The sequence below is a fragment of the Aquimarina muelleri DSM 19832 genome (assembly GCF_000430665.1).
Classification (GTDB): Bacteria; Bacteroidota; Bacteroidia; order Flavobacteriales; family Flavobacteriaceae; genus Aquimarina; species Aquimarina muelleri.
Genome location: NZ_KE387188.1, coordinates 35,360 through 46,943, shown reverse-complemented (window position 1 = coordinate 46,943; position 11,584 = coordinate 35,360). Strand labels below are relative to the sequence as shown.

Annotated in this window: 8 protein-coding genes; 5 read left to right on the top strand and 3 right to left on the bottom strand. The window is 33.5% G+C overall.

From position 1 onward, the window contains the following. The first annotated feature begins 56 nt into the window (after positions 1-56). Both H527_RS0118950 and H527_RS0118945 read left to right on the top strand, forming a co-directional pair. Positions 57-860, top strand: coding sequence for a hypothetical protein (locus H527_RS0118950; RefSeq protein ID WP_027414098.1), 804 nt, complete (start codon positions 57-59; stop codon positions 858-860). A 281-nt stretch (positions 861-1,141) separates the two neighbouring features. Next, positions 1,142-2,263 (top strand): pyridoxal-phosphate-dependent aminotransferase family protein, encoded by a 1,122-nt coding sequence (locus H527_RS0118945; protein ID WP_027414097.1) that lies wholly within the window; start codon positions 1,142-1,144, stop codon positions 2,261-2,263. Positions 2,264-2,338: 75 nt separating this feature from the next. On the opposite strand, the gene H527_RS0118940 is transcribed toward H527_RS0118945, so the two are convergent. After that, entirely contained in the window at positions 2,339-3,634 is a 1,296-nt protein-coding gene (locus tag H527_RS0118940) for an amidohydrolase family protein (protein WP_027414096.1), read from the bottom strand. A gap of 50 nt (positions 3,635-3,684) precedes the next feature. After that, entirely contained in the window at positions 3,685-6,672 is a 2,988-nt protein-coding gene (locus H527_RS0118935; protein WP_027414095.1) for an amidohydrolase family protein, read from the bottom strand. A 153-nt stretch (positions 6,673-6,825) separates the two neighbouring features. Between H527_RS0118935 and H527_RS0118930 the strand changes: the two genes are divergently transcribed. Beyond that, positions 6,826-7,500 (top strand): hypothetical protein, encoded by a 675-nt coding sequence (locus tag H527_RS0118930; RefSeq protein WP_155837960.1) that lies wholly within the window; start codon positions 6,826-6,828, stop codon positions 7,498-7,500. Between the two features lie 132 nt (positions 7,501-7,632). Then, complete coding sequence (locus H527_RS0118925; protein WP_155837959.1) at positions 7,633-8,301, top strand: hypothetical protein; 669 nt, start codon at positions 7,633-7,635, stop codon at positions 8,299-8,301. 5 nt (positions 8,302-8,306) lie between these two features. Here H527_RS0118925 and H527_RS0118920 read toward each other — a convergent pair whose 3' ends face one another. Then, positions 8,307-9,371, bottom strand: a complete 1,065-nt coding sequence (locus H527_RS0118920; RefSeq protein ID WP_027414092.1) for a DUF3810 domain-containing protein — start codon at positions 9,369-9,371, stop codon at positions 8,307-8,309. Positions 9,372-9,539: 168 nt separating this feature from the next. Between H527_RS0118920 and H527_RS0118915 the strand changes: the two genes are divergently transcribed. Further along, a complete protein-coding gene (locus H527_RS0118915; protein ID WP_027414091.1) occupies positions 9,540-11,000 on the top strand; it encodes an aminoacyl-histidine dipeptidase in 1,461 nt (486 codons plus the stop codon). Positions 11,001-11,584: the final 584 nt, after the last annotated feature.

Below are 11,584 nucleotides of genomic sequence, written 5' to 3'. Positions count from 1 at the left end.
TATAGAATAATTTCGACTACTTGTGCTTTAAAGTATAAATTTGTATAACCTCAATTATGAAAAAAACACTCGCACTATTATTTATAATAATTTTATTAGCGTCTTGTAACTCAAAAGTAAATAAAGAGCCAGAAGCTAAAAAAGAACCCAAAGAAGAAATTATACCAGACAGATCTGCTGATTTTCCTGAAGATATAACTGCTGTTTTTAAAGCACATGGAGGCATTTTAGCTTTTGATCAAATGAATACTTTAGTTTTTGAAAAGGTTAATCCAGAAGGAAACGAAAAACATATTACAGATCTTAAAACTCGACGTGCTCGTATAGAAACAGATAAATTTGTTTTAGGTTTTGATGGCAAAGAAGCCTGGATAGTACAAGACTCTACTTACTTTGAAAGAGACCCTAGATTCTATCATAATCTAATGTTTTATTTTTATACAATGCCTTTTGTATTAGGAGATCAAGGGATTTCGTATCAAAAATCTGATGATCTTAAAGTCGATGGGATTTCATACCCTGGGTATAAAATATCTTATGGTGATGGAGTAGGAGATTCTCCAAAAGATAATTATTTTCTTTACTATGATAAAGCTTCTAAAAAAATGAAGTTTCTTGGGTATACAGTTACTTTTTTTAGTAAAGAAACCAGTGAAAAAATTAGTTTAGTAGAATATACGGATTGGAATGATGTAAATGGATTATTATTACCTAAAACTCTAAAATGGAGAGAATATAAAGATGGTTTGGTTGGTAACGTTAAGAAAGAAGTGAATTTTATAAATGCTAAAGCAAGTAAACAAAAACCTTCTGCTTCGTTGTTTGAAAAGCCGAAAGAAGAAAAAGCTGAAAATTTATAGTTTATTAGGAGTATAAATCTATTTAAAATAAGAAGCGCTATAGAGTTAACTCTATAGCGCTTCTTATTTTATGAAAAAACTCACTTTTTTTTTTCATAAAAATTAGGGTGCTTTTTTTTGAATTTAATAATTTCTTTAAAATATTTTACATCCTTAATTGAGTATTGATAGTATGAGCTTTGATTTTATATAAAACTTAATAAAAACCAAAACCACAGGTTAATCAAATTATTTAACTTTATCGAAAACGATATAGTTGATAATCTGCTAAAATTAATAGTATGTATAGCGAGCTTAAAACCAGTACTAGAATTTTAATGGGACCAGGCCCATCTGATGCACATCCCAGAGTTTTAAAAGCAATGGCTACCCCATTGATAGGTCATTTAGATCCAGAATTTGTAACGATTATGGATGAGGTAAAAACAATGGTACAAGAAACTTTTATTACTAAAAACCACCTAACCTTTGTAGTATCTGCTCCTGGAAGCGCAGGTATGGAAACATGTTTGGTAAATCTTATAGAACCAGGAGATGAAGTCATTATAGGGGTTAATGGAGTCTTTGGAGGCAGGATGGTCGATATAGCAGAGCGCTGCGGAGCTATAGTACATAAGATAGAAGTAGAGTGGGGAACAGTGATTTCTACCGATCATGTTAAAAAAGCATTAGAAAAATGCCCAAAACCTAAGTTGTTGGCCTTGGTTCATGCCGAAACTTCTACAGGAGCATTGCAGCCATTAAAAGAAATTAGTGATCTAGTTCATAATGCAGGGGGTTTATTTATGGTAGATGCAGTGACTTCCTATTGTGGAATAGAGCTAAAAGTAGACGAATGGGGTATAGATGCAATATACACAGGAACACAAAAATGTCTTAGTGCTCCTCCTGGGTTATCACCAGTTAGTTTTTCGGATAAAGCAGTACAAGTATTAGAAAACCGAAAAACAAAAGTGCAAAGTTGGTTTTTAGATCTTAGTTTAGTTAAAAATTACTGGGGAGGTGCAAAACGAGCGTATCATCATACCGCACCAGTATCCTCTGTATTTGCGTTAAGAGAATCGTTACGAATTGTTTTGGAAGAAGGATTAGACAATCGATGGGTCAGACATCAAAAAGTACATCAAGTATTAAAAACAAAATTAGAAACATTAGGGTTTCAATATCTGGTAGAGGAACCATACCGTTTACCAAATTTAAACTCTGTATTCTTACCAAAAGGAAATGATGAAGCTTTACTTAGGACAAAATTATTAAATGACTATAATATCGAAGTAGGAGGAGGGTTAGGAGCTTTTGCTGGAAAAATTTGGAGAATAGGTATCATGGGCGAAAGTTGTACAAATAATCATGTAAATATGCTGGTTAGCGCATTAGAGGATATGAAAGAGTTTAAGTACTGAAAAAACAGTATTTCTAAAAAATATACTCCACATAAATTATTTAATTTATGTGGAGTACTTTGTTATTATTATTTCTTATTTAGTAGTGTACTTGTTCTTATATCGTTTCCAAAGCTTAGTCTGGTGACTTTCTAAACTAATATCACGTCCTTGGATAAAAGCTTTTTCTAATTGATTTGTTCGCATATCCAAAGCATCTCCAATACTAATAAATAAAGTAGCATCTTTACCAACTTCCAGAGTTCCTGTAAAAGCATCAATACCAAGTATCTTTGCACTATTACCCGTAATAAGCTGTACTGCTTTTTCTTTATCTAATCCATGTGCAGCAACCGTTCCTGCTTGAAAAGGCAGATTTCTAGCATTAGCACGCTCCATTTGACCAGTGTTTTGCAATGCAACCAGCACACCAGCATCCATAAGTAGCTTTGCATTTTTATACGGTAAATCGTAATCGTCATCTTCTAATTCAGGAGTACTGTGTGTTCTTGTGATCAATACCGAAACATTATTTTGTTTTAATTGCGATGCTACCTTATACGCTTGGTACGCACCAACTATTACTGTTTTTTGGATATTATTTTCTTTTGCAAAAGTGATTACATCCAAAATTTGCTTTTCGGTACCTGCATTTACAAATAAGGTTTTAGATCCGTCAAAAATACCATGCATTGCTTGATATGGTAGATTAGTTGTCGTACTTTTTGAAGGGGTAGCAGCTTTAGCCTGATGTATAAAATCTACTAATTCTGTAACTTGTTTAGAATAGTCTTTATTGGGTTTGTAACCAGGATCTTCACCTAGCCACCAACGACCTCTGGTAAAAGTACTTGGCCAATTTATATGTATTCCATCATCTAATTTTATTACTGCATCCTCCCAGTTCCAGGCGTCTAATTGTACGATCGATGAGGTTCCTGAAATCTTACCTCCACGAGGAGTAACTTGTGCGATCAAAATACCATTTGGACGCATACTTTCTACAATCTTGCTTTCTGCATTATAAGCAATAATACTGCGTATATGGGGATTGTAATTTCCTATTTCGCTATCGTCATCGGTTGCTCGAACCGCACCTATTTCTACAAGACCTAATGTAGAATTGGGAGCGATAAACCCAGGATATACATGTTTTCCTGTAGCATCGATTATTTTTCCTGTAGTAGAGAAATTTCCTTTAACTCCAATGGCGGTTATCTTTCCATTTTCAAAAGTTATACTGCTATTTTCTATAACTTCTCCATTACCAATATGAGCAGTAGCACCAGTTATGGTAATTATTTCGCTTTGCGCCTTAGCAGGAGTTTGTTGTGCTGTTAGATTTCCGAAGAAAATTAGAAACAGCCCTGTTATGCATACTATTTTTTTCATGTTTTTGTTGTATTGGATTTCGACAAGCTCAGTCTGACATAATTTTATTTTTAATTAATAGTCTCTAAAGTTTCACACTCAAAATGCTGCTTTTCTTTTTTCTTTGCAGGTTGTGTTTTAAGACCACTATTTTTGGCTTTTAATAATAATGCTGAAAGTTTGTTTTTTTCTGCAGCAATAGATTTTCGCATTACCTTATCTTTTTCGATATCAAAGTAGACAGCTCCTTCGATTATTGTTTTTTCAGCTTTAGCGTATATGGATAATGGATGGTCTGTCCATAAAACTACATCTGCATCTTTTCCTACTTTTATGCTTCCTACCCGATTATCTATATGTAATAATTTAGCAGGGTTAAGAGTTACAAATTTTAAAGCATCCTCTTCACTAACACCGCCATATTTTACAGATTTAGCAGCCTCTTGATTAAGACGACGAGCCATCTCTGCGTCATCACTATTAATAGCAGTAACTACTCCTTGATTGTGCATAATAGAAGCATTATAAGGGATAGCATCATTTACCTCATATTTATATGCCCACCAGTCTGAAAAAGTAGACCCTCCAACACCATGAGCTGCCATTTTATCAGCTACTTTATAGCCTTCTAAAATATGGGTAAAAGTATTGATCTTAAAGTTGAACTTTTCAGCAACTTTCATAAGCATGTTGATTTCACTTTGTACATAAGAGTGGCAGCTTATATAGCGCTCTCCATTAAGGATCTCTACAAGAGTCTCCATTTCGGTGTCTTTACGATACGATTTTCCGCTGTTTTTAAGTTTTTCGTATTCTTTTGCACGAGAAAAATAATCCATATACAATTGTTCTACTCCCATTCTGGATTGCGGAAAACGGCTAAAACTTTGCCAGTTGCTTTGCTTTACGTTTTCACCTAAAGCAAATTTTATAAATTTAGGAGAGTTAGGAAAAATAAGATTATCCGCATCTTGCCCCCATTTTAGTTTTATAATTGCAGATCTACCACCAATAGGATTTGCAGACCCATGTAGTATTTGTATAGAAGTAACTCCACCAGCAAGATTTCTATAGATATTAATATCATCAGGAGACACTACATCTTCGATAGTCACCTCTGCAGAGGAGTTGTGCCCTGCTTCATTAATTGCTGCTGCTGCAATATGAGAGTGTTCATCTATTATTCCTGCAGTAATATGTTTTCCTGTAGCATCAATTACTTTTGCATTTGTGGAGCTAAGGTTTTTACCAACGGCAGAGATTTTACCATCTTTTATCAATACATCGGTTTCTGTTAAAATTCCATCAGCTTCATTTGTCCAAACTGTTGCATTTTTAAATAGTATGGTTTCTGGTTTAGGTAGTTGGGTGTTGCCGTACGCAATATTTGGATAGGTAATAGGGAATATTTCTGGTTTTTCTTCTGGTTTTTTAGGTTTTTCTTTTGAATTTTTAGCAGAATCATCTTTTGGTTTCTTTTGTATAGAAAAAGAAGTTTCAGATCCATTTGGCAGAATTGCTTTACCACTCCAAAGTGTAGCAGTGTTGTTAACCTGGGATACAATTCTGGTATATTGAGTCTTTGTGGTATCGGGATCTGTAAAAGTAAGATGCACCCAATCCTCTGTTCGGCTTATTTTGGTTCCTAATTTAGTCTCTCCTAATTTGATTACAGCTTTAGGGGTAGAAGTTTTTCCTGAGATAGATACATCATAAGTAGTACCTGCAACGGTTAGCTCATAAGCACCATTGATATCGGTAGTAGTCCTATCGTTTATTATATTTTTATGCCCTTGTACCCAATTTTCATACAGTATATTGTCTTTAGAGAATAACTCTTTTTTAGTAATTAAAAAATTAGCGTAGCTTCCTTTTTTAAGGCTTCCCAATAAATCACTTTTTCCTAAAATTTGAGCAGGAATAGTAGTAAGAGCGGCAATAGCAGTCTTTTTGTCTAAACCATGCTGAATGGCTTTTTCTATTCTGGAGTTAAGTTCTCCTATCTTTTTTAGTTTGTGTGTAGTTAACGAAAAAGAGATTCCGTTTTTAGATAAAACCGCAGGGTTTGTAGGTGCTTGGTTCCAGTGGCGCATATCTCCCAAACTTACCGAGTTAGTAGCAAAAGGATCGGATACATCGTATGCTTCTGGAAAATCTAAAGGAATAATATATTTAGCATTTGTAGCCTTTACTTTATCAATTTTTGCATACTCATCTCCACCACCAACAATAACATATTGTGTATTAAACTGATCCCCTATCTTATCTGCTCTAAAACCGTTTATTCTGCTTCCTGCTTCAAAAATTTGCGGCAAATTTTTATTTCGGAGTAATGCCTCTAAGGATAAATCTTTGTTATCTGCGTTACCAGTAGTATACCAATTGGCATCGTAGTACATTTGCCTTAGTAATGCTATCGCTCCCATTAAAGAGGTCGGATAAAGTTGTTTACTTTTATTGCTTTTAGAAAAAGACAAAAACTGTGCAGATCGATCACTTAATAATCGTTCTCCTTCCGTTCCTTTATTATTTAGAGCAACTAGCAATCCTGTTCCTCTTACAATACCATCGGGCATGTGGGTATGAAGGACTCCAAAACCTTGTTGGATATATTCTGTAGCTTTTTTTGCATCATATTTAAAATGAGTAAGCGCATTGGTTTCGGGTCGGATATGATCGTTCCAATAATACCCTGCTCTGGATGCCTCATATTGAGGATTGCCACGAAATGGGCTTTCTCCTTTAGATTTTGGTTTTTCGATACCAAAATTAGTGTAAGGATCGATAAAAGAAGCATAAATATGTTTTCCTTGTAGATCTATAATAATACTGTTAGCAGGTATGGTAACAGTATTTCCGACCTGTACAATTTTACCTTTTTGAATAACCAACGTTCCGTTCTTAATTTCAGAATCGGGTGAGGTATGAATGGTAGCGTTTTTAAATACGGTATAGTTAGAGTCTGTAGTGTTAACTCCATCATTTTTTGGAAAATAATCCTGAGCATAAGAATTTAAGATTCCGCATACCACCGTAAGTGATAATAGAAGTTTTTTCATAGGAATAGGTGTAAAGCAAAATGAATTGATTTTAAAGATAGCAGTTGCACTAAAAAAATATTATTAATTAAGATTGTTTTAACATTAGTAATGTTGTTATATACACTGATTTTTAGAAATTGAACCAAAATATTAACAATAAAATTTTAAATAATGCAAAATTTTTTACTTTTATTTCTATTAACTATCTCAATGACAGGGCAGCAAACTATAGATAATGGAGCTGATCCGGAAGGAAACTCGTTTATCTCTCCTTATAGTACAACAATGATTGTTAGAAATAAAGAAATAGATCGTACCATCAAAGGACATCAGTATTATGAAGAGCATAATAGTCTAGCTACGATATATATCAATAAAAAAAGAGATCGCAAATGCTTAGTTAGATATAATGCTTTTAATGATGAAATAGAAGTTTCACAAAAAGATCAAGCTTTTAATATCTTAAAAATAGATAACATCGAAGTAGCTCTTGAAAAATATAGTTACAGATTATTTAATTATGAAGGAGATAAACATTTTTTTATAACGTTTAATAAAGGACGATACTCGTTAGCAATAAAAACTCAAAAGAAAATAAAAGGAGGTAGACAAGCTAGAACTGGTTATGAAACAAGTAGTCCTTCTCGATATATTTCAATTAACAAGTATTTTGTAGTAGATAATGAAAAGGAAGAAATTAAAAGCATAAAGCTTAAAAAGAAAAATATTATTGAAGTTTTAAACGATAAAAAAGACCAAGTAGAAAAGTTTTTGTCTTCAAAAAAATTAAATTTAAAAAAAGAAGAAGATGTAATCGCAGTTATCGATTACTACAATACGCTATAACTTTATGATTGACTTATCTATTTAATTTTGTCTGAATTTAATATATCAGATTGTTAAATAGTGTTTTTAATAATGAGTGATATGATATGTAAAAGTCATTTCTTTACTTCGGAAAAGTTTAAATTTAAGAGAATGCAAAAATTGTTTTTAGTGCTTTTATTGTTGCAAAATTGCCTGGTTGTTGGGCAAGCAAAAATTGGCCCAGTTGCTGGGGCTGAAGAAACCGAAAATATGAGTGCCTATGGGACTCGAGTAGTTGTCAAGAAACCTCTTAAGAACACTGTTCAGGGGCATCAGTATTATGAAAATGAAAATAAGCTTGCTTCAGTATACGTAAACGGAAAAAAAATGCGTAGAGCCTATGTTAGATATAATACTATAAATGATGAAATTGAAGTTACAGAAATATTCAATGTTTTGAAAAGAGAGAATATTCGAGTTGTTTTGGACGAAGGGTACGTTTATAAGATGTTAGATTATGAAGGGAGAAAGCAGTTTTTTGTCTTTTTAAAAGAAGGGGAGAATTCTTTGGTGATGAAGGTAGAAAAGAAATTAAAGCAAGGTCAAAATGCAATTAATGCTTATGAACAGACAACGAATGATGAATATGTAGAAAAGCGTAGTTATTTTATATTGAAAGCTGGAGGCGGTTTACTTAAAATCAAATTAAAACAGAAAGATATATTGAAAGTTTTGGAAGATAAAAAGAATGAAATTGAAAAGTACGTTTCCTCAAAAGGGCTTAATTATAAAAAAGAAAATGACCTAATTAGGATTGTAGATTATTATAATACATTGTAGATGCTCTATAACCTAGTCTTATAATAATTAACTAATAAAGCTACAACATAACTATAAGTTTCCATACCATCAGGTTGGTTGTTGGCTTTTAAGTAACTGTCGTAAGTACTTTCAAAAATAAACTCTAAAGGGTTTTCGTAAGATTCCCAAAACTCATTTACTTCGCGATAATTTGCTCGTATACCAGGTCTTAACTCTTCTGCCAGGCAAATAGCCTTTTCTTCGTTACGAAAGTATAAATCATTAAGGCAAAATTTTAGAGCAAATGTAGTTCCGCTATATTTAAAATAAGGATCTTCATAATTCATAGTAGTTAATGCCGCAATAAAATTAGCTTCATTTTCTTTAGCAAAACCTAGTTGGTGAGCCTCTTCATGACAACTTGTTGTAGGAGCTTTGTAATTAAGAATCAAACCATTTACTTGTGCCTCGTTAGTAAGAGGGTTTAGATATCCGCTAAATCCCATATAGGTAAGAGGCAGACTTAATATAGATTTTTTAATACTTTTTGGATGGTATTTTAAATCGGGTAATATGGTATGTAATTGCTCGTATGCAGGAATAGTTTTTTTAAATATTTCATTTTTATTATATGGTATTTGTATAGATAAAGAATCGTTGGGTTCTAAAGTAGCGTGCAAAGAATTAGCATGAGTTATTAATTTTTCAGAAACAGTAATAAGCTCTTCTTCAGTATATTCATCGTCTAATTCTAATATTTCATGTAAGGGTAGTCTATAATAATTTATTCCCCAAAGGATATGAAAACATGCATATACAATTGATAAAGTAGCGCCAATATCCAATACTATTTCTTTCCATAAAAAATGCTTTTTAAATACCTTTTTAAATAAAAAACGTATTAGCATAATAATTAAAACACAGTATAAAATGTCTCCAAAAGAAAATGGCAACCATCCAAATACATATCGCAAAATTTTAGAGGTATATACAAATAAACCATTACTATAAAATCGTTCTACAGCTTCAGGAAAAAAAGAGATCCCCTTAATAATAAGGATTTGAACTGGTAATAATAAAGTAAGATATAGTTTTGTCTTAGATTGCATTGCGTAAATATATGTACAATTTCAAAGTTAAATTGATATAGAAATCAACAATTAAGAGTTTTTTAGTACAGATTAAAAGTAATTTATAAACTTAGCTACTTTACGCTCCTTAAACTTTGATACTTAATTTAAAATATAGAATTTCGCAGTTCTAAAAATAACAGATCTATGAATTCAGAAATAAGAGCTTTAGAACCCCAAAACCTTTGGAATAAATTTGCAGACCTTAATGCGGTACCACGTCCTTCAAAAAAAGAAGAACGAGTAATTGCATTTATGAAAAACTTTGGAGAATCCTTAGGATTGTCTGTGCATATTGATACCGTCGGTAATGTTATTATCAAAAAACCAGCTACGGCAGGTATGGAGGATCGCAAAACGATAGTGATGCAATCGCATTTGGATATGGTACATCAAAAAAATGCAGATACCGATTTTGATTTTGATGCTCAGGGAATAGAAATGCGTATCGATGGGGACTGGGTTAGAGCTAATGGTACTACTCTGGGAGCAGATAACGGATTGGGAGTGGCAACTATTATGGCAATTCTAGAATCTACAGATATACCACACCCTGCAATCGAAGCATTGTTTACTATCGACGAAGAGACTGGAATGACAGGTGCAATGGGGCTAGAAGGAGGTTTGTTAGACGGAGAGATATTACTAAATCTGGATACTGAAGAGGATGATGAAATAGGAGTAGGATGTGCTGGAGGTGTAGATATTACTGCAACAAGAAGCTATAAGCAAGAAACGGTAGCAGAAGGCAAAACAGGGTATACTATTGCCATACGAGGACTTAATGGTGGGCACTCGGGTATGGATATTCATAAAGGTTTAGGTAATGCTAATAAGATAATGAACCGTCTTTTATATGATGGGTTCGAAAACTTTGGATTACAAATAAGTAATATAGAAGGAGGAAGCCTGCGTAATGCAATCCCAAGAGAAAGTTTTGCTACTGTAGTAGTAGATACGATACAGGCAGAAGCTTTTGAGTTTGAAATAGGAGAGTTGTCTAAAATTATTAAACAAGAACTTGTAATAGTAGAACCTAATTTGGTTATAGAAGTTACTGCAACAGATACTCCAGAAAATGTAATGGAGTTAGGGGTGCAAGAAGGGATTATAAAAGCATTGTATGCAGCACATAACGGGGTGTATACCATGAGTGCATCGATACCTGATTTGGTAGAAACCTCTAATAATATAGCAAAAGTAACTATTGCAAATGGAGAAATTTCTGTAAAGTGTTTAACTCGTAGTAGTGTAGAAACCTCTAAACAAGATTTGGTAAACAAACTAAGAGCTACTTTTGAGCTTACAGGATGCGAGGTAACTACAGGTGGAGATTACCCAGGATGGGCACCCAATATGGATTCGCCAATATTAAAAGTATTGGATACTCTATATACAAAATTAAATAATGAAAAAGCACATGTTGCCGCTTGCCATGCTGGTTTAGAATGCGGTATCCTTGGGCAAAATTATCCAGATATGGATATGATTTCCTTTGGACCAACAATTTTGGGAGCGCACTCTCCAGACGAAAGAGCAAGCATATCATCGGTACAGAAATACTGGAAATTTGTAAAAGAGATTTTAAAAGAAATTCCTAAGCGATAAGTAAAAAAATAGTGTATTAAAAAATCCCTCGATAGTATCTAACTGTTGAGGGATTTTTGTTTTTGTATATCTATAGATACTAATTTTGGATACCTATGAGATAAAAATTTATAATACATAACAGTGACTTGATATGTCATTCCGTTGCAGAACGGAATCCACGACTAATACTACTTAAGTGAAAGGTTAAGTACAATACAATAATTTACAGGACACACACATATAATTCGATTTGTTATTCTTTAGTGAACACTACCTGTCATTCCGTTGCAGAACGGAATCCATAGGTTATACTAAGCCCCAAACAGAATAGATTCTGGTATTTTTACATTGTTACGTTAAGATTATTAATTGTCTGTCGTAGTCTTTTGAAGGTAGAGCTTCGAGAGCCTCAGCCCACTGCAACCCCTGAGGTTCTAGAAGGGTGAAGAATGCGATTGCGGCAGGTAGGAACGTAAAATCAGGTGGAGGAATGCAACATTAGGGTGTAGGAACACAACATTAGGGTTGAGGAATGCAACATTAGGGTGTAGGAACGCAACATTAGGGTTGAGGAACGCAACATCAGGGTGTAGGAACGTAAC

What these genes read in the sequence shown, in the direction of transcription:
- H527_RS0118930 (WP_155837960.1), top strand. Translation starts at nt 6,826, where the DNA reads ATGCAAAATTTTTTACTTTTATTTCTATTAACTATCTCAATGACAGGG.
- H527_RS0118920 (WP_027414092.1), bottom strand. Translation starts at nt 9,371, where the DNA reads ATGCAATCTAAGACAAAACTATATCTTACTTTATTATTACCAGTTCAA.
- H527_RS0118940 (WP_027414096.1), bottom strand. Translation starts at nt 3,634, where the DNA reads ATGAAAAAAATAGTATGCATAACAGGGCTGTTTCTAATTTTCTTCGGA.
- H527_RS0118915 (WP_027414091.1), top strand. Translation starts at nt 9,540, where the DNA reads ATGAATTCAGAAATAAGAGCTTTAGAACCCCAAAACCTTTGGAATAAA.
- H527_RS0118935 (WP_027414095.1), bottom strand. Translation starts at nt 6,672, where the DNA reads ATGAAAAAACTTCTATTATCACTTACGGTGGTATGCGGAATCTTAAAT.
- H527_RS0118945 (WP_027414097.1), top strand. Translation starts at nt 1,142, where the DNA reads ATGTATAGCGAGCTTAAAACCAGTACTAGAATTTTAATGGGACCAGGC.
- H527_RS0118950 (WP_027414098.1), top strand. Translation starts at nt 57, where the DNA reads ATGAAAAAAACACTCGCACTATTATTTATAATAATTTTATTAGCGTCT.
- H527_RS0118925 (WP_155837959.1), top strand. Translation starts at nt 7,633, where the DNA reads ATGCAAAAATTGTTTTTAGTGCTTTTATTGTTGCAAAATTGCCTGGTT.